Genomic DNA, 21974 nt, shown 5'->3' with positions numbered 1-21974 from the left:
GCCTGCCGCCTGCCGACGCCAGGGACGCGCGGCTACCGCACCCCCACCGCGTCCACCACGACCTCGCCCGCCACGACCGTGAGCAGCACCGCCGTCTCGGCGAACGCATCCGGGTCGGTGCTCAGCGGATCGTCCGCGAACACCGTCAGGTGCGCCGGCATCCCCGCTGCGACGATCCCGCCCATCTCGCCGACCGAACGCCAGTACTCGCTGGTGTACCCCTCCAGAGAGGCCCGTGCGGTCAGCGCCTGGTCGGGCACGACGGGTTCGATCTCCGGTCGCCCGGCCGGCCGTCGCAGCTGCGCGGCCGCCAGGATGCCGCGCGGATCGTACGGCGCGATCGGCCAGTCGGAGCCGAGCGTGACGATCGCCCCGCGCTCGCGCAGGTCGCGCGTCCGCCAGGCCCGGTCGGCACGTGTGTCGCCGAGTCGCTGCGACCAGTTGTCGGTGTGATCCGCCCGCGTGTAGTGAGTGCAGTGCGTCGGCTGCATACTCGCCGCTGCGCCGGCGGCCATGATCTGGTCGAGCACCTCGTCCGGCAGCGTCTCGATGTGCTCGATGCGGTGCTGGGTGCCGTTCGCTTCGAGCGCGCCGAGGGTCGTCGCGACGAACGAAATGCCCTTGTCACCGATCGCGTGCGTCGTGGTCGGGATGCTCCGGTCGTGGAAGAACCGCACGGCGCGCTGATACTCGGACGGGTCGAGCCAGAGCGAGTCGGTCGACTCGCCGCGGGAGTCCGGCGCGAACAGCCAGGCCGTTCCGTTGTCGATGGTGCCGTCGATCATCAGCTTGACCCCGCGAACGTGCCAGCGGCGACCGGCCAGCGACTGATACCCGACGTACCGTTCGAGGTCGGCGTCCGTGAAGCCGGGGAACACGGACGGGGAGATCCGCACCGAGATCGGCAGGTCGCCGCGGCGCTCCGCCTCGGCGAACAGGTCGAACGAGTCCGGGTCCATCAGGTCGAGCATCTGCCCGGCCACGATGCCGGTCTCCGCCATCCCCCGCAGCAGGAGCAGCAGCTGCTCCACCCGGTCGTCGAAGGTCAGATCCGGGATGTGCGGAAGCACCAGCTGCTGCGCGGAGAACTCGTAGAGCATCCCGGTGGGGCGGCCGGCATCGTCGAGCCCCAGCGACGAAGCGTCGGGGAACACCTCGTCGCCCCGGATGCCCGCCGCGGCGACCGCCGCTTTGGAGGCGAGGGCCGAGTGGCCGTCGAACAGCGTGATGAACAACAGGCGGCCGCCGTCTACGTCGTCGAGCAGATCGTTTCCGAAGGCCCCGCCGCCGAAGACCGCAGGGTCGAGACCCCACGCGAGCACCCACTCCCCCGCCGCGGCGTCGGAGCCTGCGCCGCCGAGCGAGTCGACGTAATCGTCGATCGCCTGTCGCACGGCGTCGCGCTCGGTGATCCCGGACAGGTCGAGCCCGCGGGTGAGCCGCAGTCCCATGACCGGGTGGATGTGCGCATCCACGAAGCCTGCGGTGACCGTGGCGTCGCCCACGTCGACGACGCGGTCGGCGCTGTCGAACCAGCCGGCGCTCCGCGCGTCCTGCTCGGCGGCGACCCCGGCGATCAGGCCGTCCCGGACGGCCACGGCGACGCGGCCGTGCTGCCCGCCCTCCTGCCTGTCCCCGGCGATCGCTTCGGGCGTCAGCACCGTCGACGCCACGATGACGAGATCCAGTCGCTCAGACATCGGCCACCTCCGATGCGCCGCCGATGCGCCGGTACACGTCCGGCCGTGTCCGCCTCCAGACGAGGGCGAGCACCAGGCCCACCAGGAACACGACGGCGACCGACGCCAGGATGATCGCGTTGACGACCGGGCCTCCTGCTGTGAGCAGGTCGAGGTTGGCGCAGAGCAGGTAGAGCACCACCAGCATCGCGAGGCCGGCGACCACCGCGCTCGGGATGACGTACCACTTGCGCGGCAACGTGCGGTTGCGCACGAAGAAGACGACGACGGCGACGCAGGTGATGATCTGCAGGGCGATCACGCCCAGCACGCCCGGGCTGTTCACCCAGAGCAGCAGCTGCATGTACGGGTCGCCGTTGATCGCGGCGAAGAACAGGACCACCGCCAGCGCGAGCACCGTCTGCACCAGGCCGGACATCCACGGCGAGCCCGCCTTGTTGGTGCGGTGCAGGATGCCCGGCAGCGCGCCGTCCCGAGCCAGCGAGAAGGTGTAGCGGTTGATGGCGTTGTGGAACGCGAGCTGGCTCGCATAGACGCTGGTGATCACGAGCAGGTACATCGTGAGCTCTGCCCACGGCCCCAGGTAGTGCCCTGCCTGCGCGAAGACGAGACCGGCCGCGTCCTTGGCCGCCGCCTCCTGCACGTGCGACTCGCCGACGGCGATGATCACGGCCCACACGACGAACCCGTAGAACACCGCCATGAACGCCACGGAGATGTAGGTCGCGCGCGGGATGGTCTTCTCCGGATCGCGCGCCTCCTCGCGGTAGAGCGCGGTGGACTCGAAGCCCATGAACGCGGCGAAGCCGAACCCCAGGATGCCGAGCAGGCCGGGGTTGAGCAGCGCGTCCCAGCTGAAGGTGCCGAACGTGATGCCTTCCGCACCGCCCTGCACGAGCACGGCCACGGCGAAGATCACCAGGATGAGCGCCTCGCAGGTGAGCAGGACGCCGAGCACCTTGGCGCCGACGTCCACCCCGCGGTATGCGACGAAGAACACCCCGAGCACACCGGCGATCGCGATGACCCACCACGGCACGTCGACGCCGAACTCATTCTTGAGCAGGTCGTGCCCTTGCGCGCCGAGCAGGCCGTACAGTCCGATCTGCAGTGCGTTGTACGAGAACAGCGCGACGAACGACGAGGCGAGCCCGACCGCTTTGCCGAGGGCCTCGCTGATGTAGGTGTAGAAGCCGCCGAGCGCCCTGACGTATTTGGTCATCGCCATGAACGCGATGGCGAAGATTCCGAGCACGATGCCGGCGACCGTGTACACGAGGGGTGCGGCGATGCCGCCGATCAGGATCGCGAGGGGCGCGATGCCGGCGACGATGGTGAGCGGGGCGGCGGCCGAGATGACCATGAAGACGATGCCGCCGGTGCCGAGGGCGTTCGTGCGCAGCGCGCTGGGGGCGCCGCCGACGTCGGCTGATTCTGTGGGGGTGGTTTCGGTGAGGCCCATTGGCCCGGCTCCTTTGCTCGAGGCGTCAGTGGTGATTCTGTGTTTCAACCGAATTCAGTAAGTGAATCGATTATGCACGAAAGAATCCATTTGCAAAACCGATTCATCACAACTGATTCCGAAGCTGAAAGCGCACCGAACGCTTGCTGTCACCCCGACGTGCTCAGGCCGAGCGAACACCCTCCGCCGTCGAGCCCCGCTCGACGACGCTGATCGGCACCTCGACGCTCTCGGGCACGCCACCCTCCAGTGCGCGCACCAGCAGGTCCATGCACTGGCGGCCCATCTCCCGCGGCCGCAGGTCGAGCGCGGTGATGGTCGGCTGGGTCACAGCGAGCGAGTCGCTGTCCACGTAGCTCGCGATGAGCACATCGCGGCCCGGTTCGAGCCCGGCCGCACGGATCGACTCGAGCGCCACGATCGCGACCCCCTCCGGCGCCGTGATCACCGCATCCGGTCGGCGCTCGCCCGCCAGCAGTTCATCGAGGGCCGAGCGCACCTCGTCCATCGTCGTGTCGAACCAGCCGAGCAGCCGCTGCGGCTCGACGCCCTTCTCCGCACACCACGCGAAGTAGCCGTCCGCCATCTCGCGGCCCCACGCCATCGCCGGGTCAGGCAGCATCACCGCCGGACGGCGGCTGCCGCGCTCCCACAGATGGTCGAGCAGCATCCGGATGCCCGCCCGATGGTCGCCGTACACCGTCGCCCACGGTTCGGTCATCGCCTCGGAGACGTGCTCGCCCGCGACGACCGGGCTGCGACCGGCCAGAAGCCGCTCCACGATGGGGTCGTCGTCCACCGGATCGATCACCAGGAAGCCATCCAGCTGGTCGGTGATCCCCGACCGCGGCGTGAAGGCGGTGGGCATCAGGGTGACCAGCAGGTCGGACTCCTGGGCGCGCTCCACGGCGCCGAACGCGACATCCATGTAGTACCGGAAGCTCAGCGTCTGGTCCGGCACGTAGAGCCCGACCGCGCCGGAGCGGGCGGTGCGCAGGTTCCGCGCGATGATGTTGACGACGTAGTCGAGCTCGTCCGCCGCATCGCGGACCCTCTGGCGCGTGCTGTCCGACATCCGGCCTTTGCCCGCAAGGGCGAGCGAGGCCGTCGAACGCGACACTCCCGCCCGGTCTGCGACGTTCTGCAGCGTGACGATGACCGGGCCCGATTCCACGTCGTCAGTCTAGGTTGCACCCCGTCGTGAGCGGATCACGACGGGGTGCGGTGGGCGCGGCACTCCACGACGGGCCGCGTCCAGCTCTGGGGAAGGCGAGCGGGAGCTACGCCTTCGCGATGATGGCGGCCGCTGTCTCGCGTCCGACCCGGATGGCGCCGTCGACATGCTGGTATCCCTTACCGGCCATGTCGCTGCAGGAGAAGTGGATGGGACCGACCGGCGTGCGCAGATCGGCGCCGTAGCGCGCGAGCCCGCCCATGTCGAAGCTCGCCGCGTACGCGCCGCGCGTCCACTCCTCGCTGCCCCAGTCGCTCTCGTAGTACACGACCGTGTCCAGGGCCTTCGGGCCGTAGTAGTGCGACAGCGACTCCAGGATGCGCGCCTTGCGCTCCTCGGCCGAGAGGTGGAACACCGCATCCGCCTCCTCGTCGGAGACGAAGCCGACCAGGGTTCCGCGCGGATCGCCGTCGTAGCAGTTGTCGTAGGCCTCGTGCACCAGCTCGTACGGACTGAACGCCGTTCCGGAGTAGCCGTCCTCGCGCCAGAACGGCGTCTCGTAGACGGCGTGCACCTTAATGACGAAGCCCATCGACAGGTGCTGGTGCAACTGCTGCTGGCGACGCGGAAGCGGCGGCTCGTACGAGATGCGGCTGATCAGCACGGGCGGCAGGGCGAGGATCGCGAACCGCGCCTTCACCTCGACCCCGTCGGCGACGGCGGTCACGCCCGCGTCGTCCCAGCGCAGCACCCGCACGGGCGCGTTCAGGTGCACGTCGTCGCCGAGACGCTCGGCGAGCAGCAGCGGCACCTGCTGCAGGCCGCCCTTCACCCGCTTGTCCAGGATGAAGTCGGCGTCGACCAGGTGGGAGAAGCTGCCGGCCGAGGCGGCCATCAGCAGCGCCTGGAGGGCAGAGAAGGAGTGGGCGGGCTTGGTCAGCATCGCGCCGGCGATGAACATGCCGATGTTGAGGCGGGCCTCCTCGTCGTCGGTCTGCGTCTCCAGCCAGCGGCGGAACGAGATCTCGTCCAGCTCTTCGGCCCGCGGGTGCTCCCACGGCCGGTCGGGGTCGATCTCGGCGACCAGCGCATCCAGTTTGTCGATCAGGCTGACGATCTCCTGCTCGGTCTTCGGCGGGACGGGGAAGATCTCGCCCTCGAAGGTGCGGCGCTCTCCGGTCGGGCTGATGTAGATGTTGGTGCCGTCGCGGTAGCGCTCGTAGGTGTCGAGTCCGAGTTCGTCGAGCGTGTCGATGAGCGCATCCTGATCGGGAGAGACCCACTGACCGCCGATCTCGAGCGTGACGCCGTCGATGTCCTCCGTCCAGAGCCGGCCGCCGACCCGGTCGCGCGCTTCGAGCACGGCGACGCTCAGCCCGGCCTTCTTCAGCTCGGTGGCTGCCGTCAGACCGGAGGCGCCTGCGCCCACGATCACCACGTCACGTTCGATGCTGCTCATAGTCCGTCTTCCGTCCAGTCCAGTCGGGGTTCATCGTTCTTCGACCCACGGCGATCGTATGCACGGCCGCGGTCACCACGGATATACGCACTGTACAGAGCGCCGGAGTCATTTCGACAGGGTGGCGGTATCGGCGACCGGCCTGCGCGACCGCTATCCCCTGTCGATCGTCGCGGCGTACGCGTTCAGACGCTCCGTCGCCGCCCGCAGGACACGGCGGGTCGTCTCCAGCTCGTCGCGGTCCGCGCCGTCCAACGAGACCGCCCGGATGATCGCGATCGGGTCGGGGAGTTCGCGCCAAAGCGCGCTGCCGGCTGCGGTGATCCTGAGCATTCGCTGGCGCTGGTCGGCCACATCGGGGGCTTGGTCGACGAGCCCCTTGCGCATCAGGGTCGCCACGACTCCGCTGAGCGTCGCCCTCTCGATGCTGAGCAGCTGCCCGAGGTCGCGCTGCAACGTCGGGCCGCCGTTCGCCAGCTGATACAGCACGTACCACTGCGTCGAGCCGAGGCCGAACGGGCGCAGCACAGCCTCGATCATGGAGCGGCTGGCGTAGTGATACCGCTTCGCCCATCCGCCGACCGAGTCGTGCTGCGCATCGTCGCCGTCGTTCACCACGGGATCGTCGAGTCCTCCCAGCGCGTGAACGTGCCCGTCGGGCCGTCCGGGCCGAGCAGTGCGACGCGCACGACCTCGCGTGACCCGTCTTCGACGGACTGCGTGCCTTCGTAGCCGTTGAGGTTGGTGCTCGTGAAGCCGGGCGAGACGAGGTTGACCTTGATTCCCGTCCCCTCCAGCTCGACCATGATGGCAAGCGTGATCGCGTTCAGCGCAGCCTTCGACGCCGGGTAGACCGGGCCGAAGTTCGGGTGATACGGGTAGGCCGGATCTGCGTTGTTCGTGAGGGAGCCGACCCCGCTCGACACGTTCACGATCCGCGCGTCCGACGACTCCCGCAGCAGCGGCAGCATGGCCTGATACACGGCGAGCACTCCGAAGACGTTGGTCTCCCAGACCGCGCGGACCTCATCCAGCGGCACGATGCTCGGCAGGGACTGCTCCCGGTATTCGTCGAGGGACAGCTCCCCCTTGCGCGTGTTCGAGATGGCCGCATTGTTCACCAGCAGGTCGAGCCGCCCGAACTCGCTGCGGATGCGCTCCGCGGCGGCGGCGATCGAATCGGGGTCGGTCACGTCGAGCTGAATCGGGATGGCGCCCTGTCCGATCCGCTTCGCCGCCTCCTCGCCGCGTTCGAGTCCTCGAGAGCCCACGAACACGGTCACGCCGTCCGCCACCAGTTCCTTCGCGACCTGGAAGCCGACGCCCTGATTGGCGCCCGTGACCAGCGCGATACGATCTTTCGCCATTGCCATCACTCCTCTTCGCACACGATTCGTATGCCACCTAACGAATGGTACGCGCGCTGACTATCCTGAGGAACATGTCGGCGTCGCAAGCGGTCGGTTCGAAGGTCTCTGCGTGGGCGCCGATGGCGATCCCCGCCTTCCGTGTGCTGTGGTTCGCTCAGCTGGGCAGCAACATCGGCACCTGGATGCAGACGCTCGGCGCGCAGTGGTATCTGGTGGATGCCGCGGCAGGGGCCACGGTCATCGCCCTCGTCCAGACGGCCAGCCTGGCTCCCGCGATGCTGTTCTCGCTTCCGGCCGGTGTGCTCGCGGACTCCTTCGATCGCCGCAAACTGCTGATCTGGGGATCGGCGGCGAGCGCGGTCGTCGCCGTGGCACTGACCGTCGTCGCTGCGGCGAACGCCCTGACGCCGTGGACCCTGCTCGCCTTCACCTTCCTGCTCGGCGTCACCGCCTCCCTCACCTCCCCGGCCTGGCAGGCGATCCAGCCGGAGCTGGTGCCTCGCGAGCAGATCGGGGCGTCGTCGGCGCTCGGCGGCGTCACGGTGAACGGCGCCCGCGCGGTCGGACCGGCTCTCGCGGGCCTCGTCCTCTCTGTGACGGGTGCGCCGGTCGTGTTCGGCATCAACGCGCTCAGCTTCGTCGCCGCCGCGATCGCCCTCCTCTGGTGGAAACGACCTCCCCAGGAGAACCTGAACGACCGGGAGCAGTTCACCCCCGCCCTCCTCGCCGGCGTCCGCTACGTCGCGTCGGCGGGACTGATCAAGCGCATACTGCTCCGCTCGGCGCTCTTCGCCCTGCCGGCGAGCGCGCTCTGGGCGCTGCTGCCGGTCACGGCGCAGCGGCTCGGCGTCGGCTCCGGCGGCTACGGACTCCTGCTCGGCGCGCTCGGCGTCGGCGCGGTCGCCGGGATCTTCGTGCTGCCCCTCGCTCGTCAGCGGTTCTCCGACAACGTCGTCATCGCGGTGAGCCCGCTACTGTTCGCCGTCGGCACGCTGGCCGCGGCGTTGCTTCCGTTCGTGCCCGCCCTCGTGTTGCTGATCCTGTCCGGAGTCGCCTGGATCGGGACGCTGACCGTGCTGAACGCCGCGCTCCAGCTGACGCTGCCGCAGTGGGTGCGCTCGCGCGGAGCGTCCGTGTACATCCTGGTGTTCATGGGCACCATGGCGATCGGGTCGTTCCTCTGGGGCATCGTCGCGCAGCTGGCGGGAACGAGTGAAGCGCTCGCGGCTGCGGCCGTTCTCCTGGTCCTGGTGGCCGCGAGCACGCGCATCCTGCCGTTGCTGCACGGCACAGGCACCATCGATCGGACGATCTCGCTCACCTGGGCGACACCCACCCTCATCTTCGAGCCGGAACCGACAGACGGCCCGGTGCTCGTCACCGTCGCGTACACGGTGCGGCAGGATGCGGTCGCCGCGTTCCTGGATTCGATGCGCGCCGTCGAGAAGTCCCGTCGACGCACCGGCGGATACCGGTGGCGCCTCTACCGCAGCGGTGAGGATCCGGATGTGCTGCTCGAGTCGTTCATCGTCCCCTCCTGGGGCGAGTTCCGACGCCAGCAGACGCAACGGCTCACCGGGGCGGATCGTCAGTTCCTCGCCGACGCCATCGCACACACCGACGGCACGCCGACCGAGCGCCACTACTTCCAGACCGGCGTCGGCGGAGGGTCTCGCTAGCCTCGCGCCGGTCGTCGAACGAGTGCCGAGAACCACCGTCTCGTCGTCAAAATTGTTCCGTATTCGTATGCTTTCTCGAATATTGCAACAGATTTCGTAGGAAAAGGCTTGTTTGCGCGTCGTTCCCTTGCTAGCGTCCCCCTGTCGCACACACGACCCGAATGTGGGAGAGCAATGACGCAACAGAAATCCCCGGAGGACTCCGCCACCAACGTCGGTGGCGCCCTCAACAGCGGGAGCGAAGAGAAGCACGCGTTGCAGGCGGACGGCGTCAGCGCCGCCGGTTCCATCGTGATGGCCGTCGCCGGCAGCGCGCCGGCGTATTCGATCGCGGCGACCACCGCGATCCTGGTCGGCGCAGCGGGACTCGGCGCACCGGGTGTGCTGCTGTGGTGCGGCATCCCGATGCTCGGTATCGCGTGGGCGTTCCTCTACCTGGGACGCATGGACGTGAACGCGGGCGCGGCGTACTCCTGGGTCGCGCGAGCGCTGCACCCGATCCTCGGATTCCTCTCGGGATGGGCGCTCGTCATCTCGGCCACGATCTTCATGGTCGCCGGAGCACTCCCGGCCGGAGCCATGACCGTCTCGCTCTTCGCGCCGGACCAGGCGAACAACACCATCCTGATCACGTCGATCGGCGCGGTCTGGTTCCTCGTGATGGCCGCCTGCGTGCTCTTCGGCGTCCACATCACCGCGCGCGCCCAGTGGATCATGTCATTGATCGAGGTCGCCATTCTCGTGGTGTTCGCTGTCCTGATGATCGTGCGGGCGACGACGTCGACGCACGCCGGCCCCAGCTTCTCCTGGGACTGGCTGGGCTTCTCCCACCTCGCAGGACCCGGCGTGTTCGTAACGGCAGCGCTCACGGCGGCCTTCTACTTCTGGGGCTGGGACGTGTCGGCGAACCTCAATGAGGAGACCAAGAACGGCCACAAGTCCGCAGGCTCTGCGGGCATCATCGGCGTTCTCATCGTCTTCCTCCTGTTCGTGCTGTTCACGATCGGCACCCTGATGATGCTGCCGTCCAAGACGATCGAAGACAACCAGGCGAACATCCTCGTCCCGCTCGGCGAGGCCGTCTGGCCCGGCATCGGCGGAAAGATCCTCATCGTCGCGGTCGCCCTGTCGACCATCGCCACCCTGGAGACGACGCTCGTCCAGGTGACGCGCACCCTGTTCGCAATGGGACGCGACAACACGATCCCCGCCGCCTTCGGCCGGATCCACCGCAAGTGGCGCACCCCCGCATTCGCGACCCTCGTGATCGTGGGCGTTTCCCTCGTCCTCTTCCTCGGCTCGACCTTCATCGGAAGCGTCGGCGACGTGATGTCCAACGCGATCAGCTCGATCGGCGTCCAGATCACGTTCTACTACGCGCTGGCGGGCCTTGCGGTGATCGTCGCCTACCGGAAAGTGCTCTTCGCCTCGGTGAAGAACTTCTTCCTGATCTTCCTCTGGCCCCTCGTCGGCGCGATCTTCATGGGGTGCATGTTCGCCTTCTCGATTCCGAACAACGACGCGATCGTCAACATCCTGGGCGTCGGCCTCATCGTGCTCGGCCTCGTACCGGTCGCGATTTACTACCGCAAGGCGAAGGGCTACTACACGCGCCGCCCCCTCGAACTCCCCGAGGAGCTCGATGCGAAGGCGCCGCCGCACGTCGACGACCGGGATCCTGCCGCACGCTGAGACCGTCATCGACCCTGCGCTCTCTAGCTCGGAACACGCTCCGCCCGATACGGTGAACCATCCCGCAAACCCCGAAGAGGAGCACACGAGATGTCGATCGTTTCACCGGAGTACAAGGTCACGCCCCGCGTGTGGATCGGGTTCGCGATCTACCTGGGGTACGTGCTGGTGGTCTTCGTCGTCCAGTCCCTCAGCGGCGTTCCATACACTGCGCTCGGGGACAACGGGGGGAACCTGTTCCTCGGCGCCGGACTGTCGCTGATCGTGGGCGCGATCCTGCTCGCGATCACCACCAGCCTGCTCGGCTGGTGGCGCCCCGCTCTGTTCGATCGGGTGCGGGCGAAGCACCGGTGGCCGATCATCGCGCCGGCGCTGATGGCCGTCGCCCTGATCCTGAACCTGACCTCGACGGACTGGGCTTCATACGACGGCGCCTTCTTCGCCGCGTCCCTCGTCCTGATCCTCGTCGGCTTCACCGAAGAGCTGACCACCCGCGGCCTGCTCCTCACCGGGCTCCGCAGTAGGCTCTCCGAAGGCTGGGTCTGGTTCCTCACCTCGGCCATGTTCGGTCTGATGCACTTCGTGAACGTGCTGACCGGCCAGGCCGTCGGCCCGACCGCGCAACAGGTGCTCTTCGCGTTCGGCGGCGGCACGATCTTCTACATCCTCCGCCGGGTCACCGGCTCGCTGATCTGGGCGATGGTGCTGCACGGGCTCTGGGACTTCTCCACCTTCGCGGTCGGCCACGGAACGGCGTCGCCGCTCGCCGGGACTGCCAGCATCCTCTACATCGTCGCCATGGTGGTCGGACTCGCGTCGGTCGCGTTCGTCCTCCGCGGGGCCACAGAAGGCGCCCAGCTGACGCGCTCCGACGGCAGGCTCACGTCCCGCGCGTGAGCCTCGCCAGCTCGTCTGGGGTCGCCTGCGCGCCCGTCCCGCCCCGGCCGCGCACCGAGAGCGATCCCGCCACGGCCGCCCAGCGCAGTCGCTCTTCCTCGGTCGGGACGGCTGCGAGCATCGCGGCGAGGTAGCCGGCGTCGAAGCTGTCGCCCGCGCCCGTCGTATCCACGACGTCCAGCACGAGGCCGGGAGCTGTCGCGATCGTGGCGCCGTCTTCGAACGCGACGCCGCCGTCGGCTCCGGCCTTCACCACCACCCGGCAGCCCAGCGCGGACAGCCCGGATGCTGCGTCATCGAGCCCGCTGACCTCCCTGCCGAGCACGGCCGCGCCAATGGCAAGCGCCTCCTCGCGGTTGGGGAGGAAGATCGCGACGCGGCGAAGCACGTCGGCCAGTCCTCCCCACTCCTCTGCAGGGTCCCAGTTCGTGTCGAGGCTGACCGTGGCTCCGGTCGCCGCGATGGCGTCGAGCAGAGCGGGCAGCCCCGCCGCGAGGCCGGGCTGCAGAAAGTAGGACGCGACGTGCACATGGCGCGGACGGAACGTGGCGACCGCCGCGAGCACCGCATCCGGAGTGAGGGCGGGGATCGTGCCCGGCAGCGTCAGGATCGCCCTGTCCCCCGGCTCGGACAGCACCACCGACAGACCGGTCGGCAACGCGGAGCTCGTCTCGACGGCCGCGTCGTCCACGCCGGCCTCGCGCAACCGGTCGCGCACGAACGCGCCGAACTGGTCGTCGCCGACCACGGCGGCGAGCGCCGTCCGCAGGCCGAGCCTCGCCAGCCCGCAGGCCACGATCGCCGCGCTCCCGCCGAGCAGCAGGTCGGCCGTGTCGAAGAAGCTGCTCCGCCTGGCCGAAGCGGGGAACCGTGTCCCCGGTGAGGAGCAGGTCGGGGTTGGCGTCCCCGACCACGAGGACATCAACGGGTGGACGGTCCGCGCTCACCCTTTCAGCCCGGAGAACGTCATCGTCGCGATGAACTGGCGCTGCGCGAACAGGAAGAACAGGATCAGCGGCAGCGTGGCGATCACGTTGCCCGCCATGATCAGGCTCCAGTCCGTCTGGTGGGCTCCCTGGAAGTTCGCGATGCCCAGCTGCAGCGTGAACGATGACTGATTGTTGATCGCGATGAGCGGCCAGACCAGGTCGTTCCAGGCGCCGAGCAGAGTGAAGATCGCGAGGGTCGCGAGTGCAGGACGGGCGAGCGGGAGGACGATCCTGAAGAAGATCTGCCAGCGGTTGCAGCCGTCGATCGCCCCGGCCTCCTCCAGCTCGGCCGGCAGGCTGAGGAAGAACTGCCGCATCAGGAAGATCCCGAACGCCGTCGCCAGCCACGGCACGATCGCTGCTCCCAGACCGTTCAGGAGACCGAGCTTGGCGAAGAGGATGTATGTCGGGATCATCAGCAGCTGCGTCGGGATCATGATGGTCGCGAGGATCATCAGGAAGCCGAAGTTGCGCCCGGCGAACTTCAGACGTGCGAAGCCGTAGCCCGCCAGCGAGCACAGGACGATGTTGGAGACGATCGCCGTCGCCGACACGATCACCGTGTTGCCCAGCCAGAGCAGGATGTCCGTCTGGCCGAACAGTTTGACGTAGCCGTCGATGGTGAAGTGCGACGGCACGAACGGCGGCGGGAACGCCACGAGCTCCTTGGCCGGCGAGAACGACGCGAGCGCCATCTGCAGGAACGGCACCAGGAACAGGATCGCGATGGGGAACAGCACGAAGTGCCACCCGCTCATCTTGATGCGCCTGCCTGCGCCACGGACCGTGTCCCGTGCCACCTGGTCGGAGGCCTGCGAGACCTCGTCGAGAATCGTCGCCATCAGAACGCCTCCGAGCCCCGGCGTCGCTGGATGACCACGACGCCGATCGTGATGAGCAGGGTGGCCGCGAAGAGCACATACGCGGCGGCCGACCCGTAGCCGAACTGCAGGGCGTGGAACGCCTTGTCGTAGAGGAAGTAGACGATCGTCCTCGTCGCATCCAATGGCCCGCCGCGCGTCGTGGTGTACACGAGATCGAACAGCTGGATGGCCTGGATGGTCTGCCAGATGCAGACGAACACCGTCACGGGAGCCAGCTGTGGCCAGACGATGCGCCAGAACGTCTGCCACGGGTTGGCCCCGTCGATGCGCGCCGCCTCGATGAGGTCGGCAGGCACATCCTGCAGGGCGGCCAGGTAGATCACGGTGGTGAACGCCGCCGAGCCCCACAGCGACATGATCGCGATGACCAGCATGGCCTGGTGCGGATCGTCGAGCCAGCCCTGCTGCGGCAGGTGCAACACCCGCAGGATGTTGTTGACCAGCCCGAACTGCGGGCTGAACAGGTAGGTCGAGAGGATGCCGGTGGAGGCCGCCGATGCGACGAACGGGACGAAGATCGCCGTGCGATAGAACCCCATCCACCGGATGCGCCTGTTCAGGGCGACGGCGAGGAACAGGCCGAGCAGCACGGAGGCCGGCACGAACAGCACCGTGAAGCCGAGCGTGTTGAGGACGGAGTTGCCGAAGTCGGCGTCCGTCACCAGGTTGGCGTAGTTCTCGCCGCCGACCCAGGTGGCTTCGCTGAAGCCGTCCCAGCTCTGGAAGGAGAGGACGAACGCCCACAGGGCGGGGAAGATCGAGAGCCCCAGGATGATGATGGTCGCGGGGGCGACGAACCCCCAGCCGGTCAGCGACGCCGTGAATCCTGGTCGCTTCGCCCGGCGCCGCCGGGTGGCGTCGGAGGACGCACCCGGCCGGCCGAGCGTCGATGCAGTACTGCCTGTCATCAGTGGGCTCCGCTACTTCTTGCTCAGCGCCTGGTCGGCGACCTTCGCCGCCTGTTCGAGCGAGCTCTTCGGCTCGCCGTCGCCCTGCAGCACGGAGGAGATCGACTTGCCGATGGCCACGGAGAGGGCTGCGTAGCCCGTCGACGTCGGGCGTGTGTTCTTCACGTTCGCCGAGTTGGCGACGAAGACCTCGTAACCCGGGAACGCTGCCGCCTCCTTCTTCACGGCGTCGGAGTCGGCCTCCGACGAGCGAAGCGGCAGGTTGCCGAGAGCCACGTTGAACCGCTCGTCCTGTTCGGCGGAGGTGAGCCACTGGGCGAACTGGGTGGCCCAGTATGCGCGGTTCTTGTCCTTGTGGTCGAACAGCGCCCAGATGTCCGGGCCGGACACGGTCTGGTGATCGCCGTTCGTGCCTGGCAACTGCACGACTCCGTACTTCGTGCCTCCGGTCTTCAGGTCGGAGAGCTGCCACGGGCCGGAGGTGATCATCCCGATGCGGTTGCTGGTGAAGAGCTGGCCGAACTTGGTGTCCGTCTGGTCGAGGTAGACGCTCTTGTCGTTCACGGCCATCGACTGGAGGAAGGTCAGTGCGTCGACACCGGGCTGGGAGGCGAACTCCGACTTCGTGCCCGCGTCGTTCAGGATCTTCCCGCCGTTCTGCCACAGGTGCGGCCAGAACTGCCAGGTCGTCTCCTCGCTTCCGGAGACGGAGTATCCGTAGCCGTAGACGTGGTTCGCCGTGTCGGTCAGCTTCTTCGCCGCGGTGCGGAAGTCATCCCAGGTCCAGTCGGCCGTCGGGTACGCAAGCCCTGCCTTGTCGAACAGGGTCTTGTTGTAGAGCAGCCCGATGTTGTCCACCACGGCCGGGAACCCGATGACCTTCTTGCCGCTGGGCTGCGCGGTGCCGCGGGCAGCCTCGGTGAACTCGTCCCATTTGACGTCCGGCTTCTTCACATCGGCGGAGATGTCGAGGGTGCGGCCCGACGACTCCAGCTGGCCCGCCCACGACCCGAACGCGTACGACATGTCGGGATACTGGTCCCCCGCGAACCCCGCAGAGAGCTTCTGCAGCAGCTGGTCGGTCGACGAGGCCCCCGGCGAGATGTCGATACTGACGTTCGGGTGGAGCTTCTCGAACTCCTTCGCCAGCGACTCGACGATCTTCTCCGCCGCGTCGGACTGACCTGACCACACCTGGATGTTCGTCTTGGCCTTCGTGTCGAGCGTCGTCGCGCCCTGCGAGCCGCTGCATCCGGCCAGGGCGGTCACCACGGCCGCCGCGGCCAGGATGCCGGTGGTGCGGAGTATCCGCTTCGTGAGTGGAGTCATCATCGTCGGTTCCTCTTCTCGGTGCTGCTGTTCGGGATGTTCGGGATGTTCGGGGCTGGGTCAGCCGAGCACGATGGAGCGCGTCAGGAGACGCGGGTTGTCCGGGTCGAGTCCGCGCTGCTCGGCGATCGCGACCGCGAGGCGCTGCGCATCGGCGAGTTCCACGAGCGGGTCGCCGGTGGAACTGCGGACGAGGGCTCCCGTGCGTTCGATGTCGGCGATCAGGCTCGGCTCGGCATCCCCCAGGATCCAGACGATCGAGCGCTCGTCCGCGACGGCGAGCGGGCCGTGCCGGTAGTCGAGCGCCGGGTACGACTCCGACCAGGCCTGCGCCGCCTCCCTGATCTTGAGCGCGGCCTCCTGCGCGAGTCCATACGTCCAGCCGCTGCCGAGGTAGACGAAGTGGGAGAGCGCGCCGGTCTCGATGTCGAGCGGGGCGGCGAGGCGCGCATCCACTTCGTCCGGCAGCCCGGCGACGTCTTCGCCGAGGGCGTGTCGCGCCAGCAGCAGGAACGTGGTGGGGAAACGGGTCTGCACGACGGACTTCTCGTCGGCGAAGTCGAGCAGCAGCACGTCGTCGACCCGCGCGGCGAGGGGCGAGTCCGCGACGCCGGTGACGGCGATCGTGCGGACCCCGGCCGGGAGCACGTCCAGAGCCTCGATCACCTCGGTCGTCGTCCCGGAGCGGCTGAGCAGCACGACGGCGTCGTAGTCGCGCCACGGCCAGGGCTCCGACGCGTACGCCGCGTCGGTCACGCCGAATCCGGCGCGCTCGCGCAGTGCGGCGTACGACTCGGCGAGGAAGGCGCTCGTGCCGCAGCCGAGAACCAGGACGCGTGAGCCCGGCAGGGCGAGCAGCTCGTCTGCGATGGCAGATCTGCTCTCAAGGGCCTCCCGCCAGATGGCCGGCTGACTGGCGATTTCGATGGACGTCAATGACACGTGGTGCTCCTGCGGGTCTGGGGAGTTGCAGCGCGGCAGCGCGCGCTGGCTTCATCCTTGATGGGAAGTGAGCGATTGACAATCACAATGCGCATATCGCTCACTCGGTGTGATTGTTTGTTACAGGGAGGTTTCGGCGGTCCCGCCCAGCGCGACCGGAAGGAGCGCCGCGTGGCGTGCGGTGAGCTCGTCGCAGAGCTCCCAGATCTGCTCCGGGGTGAGCGACGACGACGCGTTGGGGTCGGTCAGCACGGCGCGGCGGACCAGCTCGGGGTCGCCGGTCCTCGCGGCCTCGATCGCCAGCTCGGCGACCGAGAGGTACGTGCGGTTGAGCGCCGCCCCCTGCACGGGGATGGCGCCGAACGGCAGTGGATGCACGCCATCCGCATCCACCCGGCTCGGCACCTCGACCACCGCGCCCTCCGGCAGGTTGTCGATCAGCCCGCGGTTGACGACGTTCGCGTGGATGATGCGTTCGGTGCCCGTGATGATCGAGTGGATGACCTGCGGGGCGTACTCCGCGGCGCCGTCCTCCAGCTCCAGGTCGGCTCCGGCGGCGAGCGCCGCCTTCGCGTGCTCGAACTCGGCGACGTTCTCCTCGGAGATGCCGATGTACTGCAGCGGGTCGATCCGGAAGCGTTCGATCTGCTCCGGTGAGCGCAGGAACCAGTCCAGGTACTCGGAGGAGTGCTCGCTCGTCTCGGTCGGGTAGAACCCGATGCGCCGGAAGATCTCGACGCGGACGCGCCGCTGAAGCTCAGGGTCCTTCTCGATCGCGGCACGGAGCAGCGGGTAGAGGTCTTCTCCGTCGCGCGACCACTCGACGAGCCACGCCTGGTGGTTCACCCCGGCCGCGCGGTAGTGGGTGCCCTCCATCGGCACGCCGATCAGTTCGCAGAGGTCGTGAACGGTCCAGTAGACGCTGTGGCAGAGTCCGACGGTCTTGATGCCGGGGGCGACGACGGACATCCACCAGACGTTCATCGCCATCGGGTTGGTGTAGTTGAGGAACCAGGCGTCGGGGCAGAGCTCGGTCATGTCGGCTGCGATGCCGGAGAGCACGGGGAAGGTGCGCAACCCGCGGAAGACGCCGCCGACGCCGGTGGTGTCGCCGATCGTCTGCAGGAGTCCGGCTGCGGCGGGGACCTCGAGGTCGATGCGCGTAGCGTCGATGCCGCCCACCTGGATCATGTTGATGACGAAGTCGGCGCCGGTGAGGGCCGCGCGGCGGTCCAGGGTCGCGACGATCTCCGCGTCGCGGCCGAACCGCGAGGCGACCTGCTCCGCGGTGCCGCGGGCGACCTCCAGGCGTTCCCGGTCGATGTCGTGGAGCACGATGCGCAGGGTCGGGAGGTCGTCGAACCGGAACAGGTCGGCGAGGAGCTGGCGGGTGAAGACGACGCTACCCGCGCCGAGGAAAACAATCTGTGGCATGGAGCGATCCTGCGGTACTGTGTCAACTCTGCGCAACAGAATGAGCGAATCGCGAATAAAGTGCTCAGAACGATTGATCGTTTCAGTCGACGACGCCGAAAGGTCCGCCTATGCTGCCTCCGACCACCGAATCCCTCATCGCGCGCGTCACCACCGGGCGACGCGCCGAGCGCCTGGTCGCCATCCTGGATCTGGTCACCGATCACGGCACCATCAGCCTGAGCGAGCTGTCGGAGACGCTGGGCATCTCCGCCGCGACCGCCCGCAGAGACCTCTCCGATCTGGCCGACCAGAGCCTCCTGCTGCGCACCCACGGCGGCGCCTCCGCCCTCGAACGCCGCCGAGAGCTCCCCGTCGTCCTCCGCGACACCCGCTTCCAGGATGCGAAACGCGCCATCGCCCGCGCGATGGTGCGTCGCCTCCCCTCGGAGCGCTACGTCGTCGCCCTGGGCGGCGGGACCACCACGGCGAGCGTCGCCAGGGCGCTCGCCAACCACCGGGACATCACCGTGGTGACGAACTCGCTCACCATCGCAAACCTGCTCTCCGGCTACGCGGGCGTCCGCCTCGCCATGACGGGCGGCTTTCTGCGCCCCGAGTCGCTCGAACTCGTCGGCGCCCTCGCCGAGAGCACCTTCAACGCCGTCAACGTCGGCACCGCCATCCTCGGAGCTGACGGCGTCAGCGCGTCCGCGGGGGTCACCACGCACGACGAGACGGAGGCCCGCACCAACCGGGCGATGGTCGCGAAGGCCCAGCGCACGGTGGTCGTCGCCGACGGCTCGAAGCTCGGCACCGTCGCGCTCGCCCAGATCGCGGACGCGTCGGAGATGGAACTGCTCATCACGGACAGCTCCGCCGACCCGGACGAACTGGAGCGGCTGCGCTCGGCGGGCGTCCAGATCGTGATCGCGGACGAGGAGTGACCGTCGTGATCGCGGACGAGGAGTGACCGGGATGCGCGTTGGGATCCTCGGCACCGGCTCGATGACCAGGGGCATCGGCACCCGGCTCGTCCTGGCCGGCCACGCTGCCGTTATCGGCAGCAGGGACCCTCTGCGGGCAGCGGAGCTCGCGCACGAGATCGATGGGGAGGCTCGCGGCGCCGGCTATCGGGAGGCGGCGGCCTGCGAGATCGTCATCGTCGCGGTCCACGACCCTGTGGCGATCGACCTGGTCGCCGAGCTCAGCGACCCCCTCCACGGCGCCGTGCTGATCGACCTCGGCAACCCGCTCGATCCCCCGCACTGGGAGAGCCGCTACTCCAGCGGCCCCTCGCTCGCCGAGCGGATCGCGGAGGCCGCTCCCGGCGCACGCGTTGTCAAAGCCTTCAACACGGTCTACGCCGAACTCCTCGCCGTTCCCGCGCCCGCCGATGCCGAGCCGCCGCAGACCTTCGTCGCGTCCGACGATCCGGAGGCGAAGGCGCTCGTCATCGCGCTCGCCGCCGAACTGGGCCTCACGCCGGTGGATGCGGGCCCGCTGCGGATGGCCAGGCACCTTGAGGCTGTGGCCGGGTTCGAGGTCGCGTTGGTGTCCGCCGGTTTCGCCCCCGCGGTCGCCGTGCGGCTGTCAGCCGTGCACTGACTCCGTCGCGGGTGCGCGCAGGCCCGCCAGCAGGAGTCGCACCATCCGTTCCGCGCGCGGTGAGGTCGGTGCGCCGCCCGGCTCCCCGCCGTGGCAGAGGTTGGCGACGGCACCCAGGAACTCGGTCGCCTCCACCTCCTGCACGACGTCCCCGGACGCGCGGGCAGCCGCGAGAAGTCGCTCCAGTGTCGGCGACAGCCGCGTCGCGAAGTACTCGGCGAGCGGCTCGTACGCAGGATCGCCCGAGTGGAGCGCGGCAGCGAGCCCGCGCTTCGTCGCGACGAACCCGGTGTACCGCATGATCCAGCGGTCGAGCGCCTCCCCCGGCTGGTAGGCGGCTTCGAGGTCGATCGCGTCGTCTGCGCAGGCGTCGATCTCGCGGCGGAACACCGCCGAGATCAGGTCGGAGCGGAGCGGGAAGTGGCGGTAGAGCGTGCCCACCCCGACACCGGCGCGCTCCGCGATCGACCGGACCGGCGCATCCACACCGGACTCGGCGAAGACCGCCTTCGCGGCCTCGACGATGGTCACCACGTTCTGCCGGGCGTCGGCGCGTTTCGGGCGGTCCGCGGTGGCGGGCATGGGGTCGCTCCTCTGGCGGACGGCACGCTTCGCGTGTACAGTCTGTGTAAACGGAACGTCGTTCCGCTTAGGGTCGGTTCTAACCGGAATGATGTTCCGATTGATCGATTCTACGGGAGCGGCGGGGCCGCTGTCACGATTCACACCCGCGAGGAGCAGAAAATCATGCAGTACAGAACTCTTGGCCGCACCGGCATCCAGGTCACCCCGTTCGCGCTCGGCGCGATGATGCTCGGGTCGCTTGGGAACCCCGACCGGGCCGAGGGCGTCCGGATCATCCACCGGGCACTCGACGCCGGGATCAACTTCGTCGACACCGCCGACCGCTACGGCGACTCGGAGGAGGTCGTCGGCGAGGCACTGAAAGGCCGCCGCGACGATGTCGTGCTCGCCACCAAGTTCTGGGGTCCGGTCGACGACGACCTCAACCACCGTGGCGCCTCCCGCCGCTGGATCGTCCAGGCGGTCGAGCGGTCGCTCCGCCGCCTCCAGACCGACCACATCGACCTGTACCAGTTGCACCGGCCGGACACCGACACGGACATCGACGAGACACTCTCCGCGCTCACCGACCTCGTGCGCCAGGGCAAGGTCCGTGCGATCGGATCGTCGTCCATGCGCGGCTCCGAGATCGTCGAAGCCCAGTGGATGTCCGAGCGCCGCGGTTTCGAACGGTTCCGCACCGAGCAGCCCAACTACTCCATCCTCGACCGCGAGATCGAGCGGGAGATCCTGCCGGTCGCCCAGCGCTACGGCATGGGCACCCTCGTCTACAGCCCGCTCGCCGGCGGCACCCTGACCGGCCGCTACCGGGCCGGGCAGGACAACGACAACTTCCGGTCGTCTCGCACCGGGATGCAGCACTTCCGGGATGAGCGGCGCCTCGCGGCCGTCGAGCAGCTGATCGCACTGGCGGACGAGGTGGGCGTGAAGCTCACCCACCTGGCCATGGCCTTCGTGATCGCGCACCCGGGCGTGACCTCCGCGATCGCGGGCCCCCGGACGATGGACCAGCTCGAGGACACGCTTGCCGGGGTCGACGTCGCACTCTCCGACGACGTGCTCGACCGGATCGACGCGATCGTCCCGCCCGGTGAGAGCATCGGCGCTATGGACATGGTCTATCGGGGACCGGAGGTGGCGGACGCCTCACTCCGGCGCCGCCCGAACCGCGAGCGTTCGGCGGAGTGACGGCGTCCATCGCGTAAGGCGTCGCCCTCGGCTCACCCCTGCGCGAAGAGGTCGCCCTCGACTCACGCCTGCGCGAAGAGGAGGTCGACTCCCGCGAGGAAACGCTCCTTGTCGAACTCCGGGATGACGGTCTGCTGCAGTGCGAGTCCTTGCAGAAGGGCGAGCATCGCAGGAAGGATCGTCTCCGCCCACTGCGACGCCGCATCCGGAGCCATGCCTCTGGCTTGCTGCGCCCACCTCGTGAGCGGCGCGAAGAGCGTGGAGGTGAGCGCTGCGAATGCACTCGTCGCTACCTCCGCATACTCCGGGTCGGTGGCCGCCTCGCTCCAGAGCTGGAGCACGATCGTCCTGGTGCGCGGTCGGCGGGAGAAGTCGGAGTCGAGCACCCTCAGCAGGTTCGAGGGTGAAATGGGTCCGTCGAGACTGGCCGCGTCGATCCCCGACGACCGCCCTGCCCCTTCGCGTCGAACGGCGGCCAGCGCGAGCTCCTGCTTGCCATCGAAGTAGACGTAGATCGCACCAGCAGACAGCCCGGACTCGGCGATGACATCGGTCATCGTCGTGGCGTGGATGCCGTTCCTGATGAAGCAGGCGATCGCGGCATCGATGATCTGATCCCTCCGTGCTTCGCGATACGCCTCGGTTACCTTGGGCACCGGCCACCCCTTTCCGATTGCATCCTATGCGAAGTTCAA

Annotated in this window: 20 protein-coding genes; 6 read left to right on the top strand and 14 right to left on the bottom strand. The window is 68.5% G+C overall.

Annotated features, from left to right (window positions below):
- Nucleotides 1–32: 32 nt before the first annotated feature.
- From AC37TH_RS07140 to AC37TH_RS07115, 6 genes are all read right to left on the bottom strand, one after another.
- A complete protein-coding gene (locus tag AC37TH_RS07140) occupies nucleotides 33–1700 on the bottom strand; it encodes an amidohydrolase (RefSeq protein WP_490763638.1) in 1668 nt (555 codons plus the stop codon).
- Complete coding sequence (locus AC37TH_RS07135) at nucleotides 1693–3162, bottom strand: APC family permease (protein WP_490763637.1); 1470 nt, start codon at nucleotides 3160–3162, stop codon at nucleotides 1693–1695. The genes AC37TH_RS07140 and AC37TH_RS07135 overlap by 8 nt, the downstream gene beginning before the upstream one ends.
- A gap of 163 nt (nucleotides 3163–3325) precedes the next feature.
- Entirely contained in the window at nucleotides 3326–4336 is a 1011-nt protein-coding gene (locus AC37TH_RS07130; RefSeq protein ID WP_490763636.1) for a LacI family DNA-binding transcriptional regulator, read from the bottom strand.
- A 106-nt stretch (nucleotides 4337–4442) separates the two neighbouring features.
- The gene (locus AC37TH_RS07125; RefSeq protein WP_490763635.1) at nucleotides 4443–5795 is read right to left on the bottom strand and encodes a flavin monoamine oxidase family protein; all 1353 of its coding nucleotides are present in this window, start codon (nucleotides 5793–5795) and stop codon (nucleotides 4443–4445) included.
- Between the two features lie 153 nt (nucleotides 5796–5948).
- Nucleotides 5949–6410, bottom strand: coding sequence for a MarR family winged helix-turn-helix transcriptional regulator (locus AC37TH_RS07120; RefSeq protein ID WP_490763634.1), 462 nt, complete (start codon nucleotides 6408–6410; stop codon nucleotides 5949–5951).
- The gene (locus AC37TH_RS07115; protein WP_490763633.1) at nucleotides 6407–7162 is read right to left on the bottom strand and encodes an SDR family NAD(P)-dependent oxidoreductase; all 756 of its coding nucleotides are present in this window, start codon (nucleotides 7160–7162) and stop codon (nucleotides 6407–6409) included. Before AC37TH_RS07115 ends, AC37TH_RS07120 begins: the two co-directional genes overlap by 4 nt.
- A 74-nt stretch (nucleotides 7163–7236) precedes the next feature.
- On the opposite strand from AC37TH_RS07115, the gene AC37TH_RS07110 reads away from it, so the two are divergent.
- From AC37TH_RS07110 to AC37TH_RS07100, 3 genes are all read left to right on the top strand, one after another.
- Complete coding sequence (locus AC37TH_RS07110; protein ID WP_490763632.1) at nucleotides 7237–8844, top strand: MFS transporter; 1608 nt, start codon at nucleotides 7237–7239, stop codon at nucleotides 8842–8844.
- A 174-nt stretch (nucleotides 8845–9018) separates the two neighbouring features.
- On the top strand, nucleotides 9019–10536 hold the full coding sequence (locus AC37TH_RS07105) for an APC family permease (RefSeq protein WP_490763631.1): 1518 nt from the start codon (nucleotides 9019–9021) through the stop codon (nucleotides 10534–10536).
- Nucleotides 10537–10626: 90 nt separating this feature from the next.
- Nucleotides 10627–11433, top strand: a complete 807-nt coding sequence (locus tag AC37TH_RS07100) for a CPBP family intramembrane glutamic endopeptidase (protein ID WP_490763630.1) — start codon at nucleotides 10627–10629, stop codon at nucleotides 11431–11433.
- Here AC37TH_RS07100 and AC37TH_RS07095 read toward each other — a convergent pair.
- From AC37TH_RS07095 to melA, 6 genes are all read right to left on the bottom strand, one after another.
- A complete protein-coding gene (locus tag AC37TH_RS07095; RefSeq protein ID WP_490763869.1) occupies nucleotides 11417–12355 on the bottom strand; it encodes a carbohydrate kinase family protein in 939 nt (312 codons plus the stop codon). The genes AC37TH_RS07100 and AC37TH_RS07095 overlap by 17 nt on opposite strands.
- Before the next feature lie 21 nt (nucleotides 12356–12376).
- Nucleotides 12377–13264 (bottom strand): carbohydrate ABC transporter permease, encoded by an 888-nt coding sequence (locus AC37TH_RS07090; RefSeq protein WP_490763629.1) that lies wholly within the window; start codon nucleotides 13262–13264, stop codon nucleotides 12377–12379.
- Entirely contained in the window at nucleotides 13264–14214 is a 951-nt protein-coding gene (locus tag AC37TH_RS07085; RefSeq protein WP_490763628.1) for a carbohydrate ABC transporter permease, read from the bottom strand. The genes AC37TH_RS07090 and AC37TH_RS07085 overlap by 1 nt, the downstream gene beginning before the upstream one ends.
- A 12-nt stretch (nucleotides 14215–14226) precedes the next feature.
- A complete protein-coding gene (locus AC37TH_RS07080; RefSeq protein WP_490763627.1) occupies nucleotides 14227–15546 on the bottom strand; it encodes an ABC transporter substrate-binding protein in 1320 nt (439 codons plus the stop codon).
- 57 nt (nucleotides 15547–15603) lie between these two features.
- Nucleotides 15604–16485: an SIS domain-containing protein gene (locus tag AC37TH_RS07075; protein ID WP_490763626.1), complete on the bottom strand. Its 882-nt coding sequence runs from the start codon at nucleotides 16483–16485 to the stop codon at nucleotides 15604–15606.
- A gap of 120 nt (nucleotides 16486–16605) precedes the next feature.
- Nucleotides 16606–17919, bottom strand: a complete 1314-nt coding sequence (melA, locus tag AC37TH_RS07070; RefSeq protein WP_490763625.1) for an alpha-galactosidase — start codon at nucleotides 17917–17919, stop codon at nucleotides 16606–16608.
- 110 nt (nucleotides 17920–18029) lie between these two features.
- Here melA and AC37TH_RS07065 point away from each other — a divergent pair, with 110 nt between their 5' ends.
- Together AC37TH_RS07065 and AC37TH_RS07060 are read left to right on the top strand one after the other, a co-directional pair.
- A complete protein-coding gene (locus AC37TH_RS07065) occupies nucleotides 18030–18845 on the top strand; it encodes a DeoR/GlpR family DNA-binding transcription regulator (RefSeq protein ID WP_490763624.1) in 816 nt (271 codons plus the stop codon).
- A 31-nt stretch (nucleotides 18846–18876) separates the two neighbouring features.
- Nucleotides 18877–19506, top strand: a complete 630-nt coding sequence (locus tag AC37TH_RS07060; protein ID WP_490763623.1) for an NADPH-dependent F420 reductase — start codon at nucleotides 18877–18879, stop codon at nucleotides 19504–19506.
- Here AC37TH_RS07060 and AC37TH_RS07055 read toward each other — a convergent pair.
- Complete coding sequence (locus AC37TH_RS07055; RefSeq protein WP_490763622.1) at nucleotides 19492–20088, bottom strand: TetR/AcrR family transcriptional regulator; 597 nt, start codon at nucleotides 20086–20088, stop codon at nucleotides 19492–19494. The two genes, AC37TH_RS07060 and AC37TH_RS07055, sit on opposite strands and share 15 nt — an antisense overlap.
- Nucleotides 20089–20253: 165 nt before the next feature.
- Between AC37TH_RS07055 and AC37TH_RS07050 the strand changes: the two genes are divergently transcribed.
- Nucleotides 20254–21279, top strand: a complete 1026-nt coding sequence (locus AC37TH_RS07050; protein ID WP_490763621.1) for an aldo/keto reductase — start codon at nucleotides 20254–20256, stop codon at nucleotides 21277–21279.
- Between the two features lie 62 nt (nucleotides 21280–21341).
- Here the strand turns inward: AC37TH_RS07050 and AC37TH_RS07045 are convergent, their stop codons facing one another.
- Nucleotides 21342–21935, bottom strand: a complete 594-nt coding sequence (locus AC37TH_RS07045; protein ID WP_490763620.1) for a TetR/AcrR family transcriptional regulator — start codon at nucleotides 21933–21935, stop codon at nucleotides 21342–21344.
- Between the last annotated feature and the right edge of the window lie 39 nt (nucleotides 21936–21974).

The sequence above is a fragment of the Leifsonia sp. McL0627 genome (genome assembly GCF_058244615.1).
This window is presented reverse-complemented; position numbering and strand designations above follow the sequence as displayed.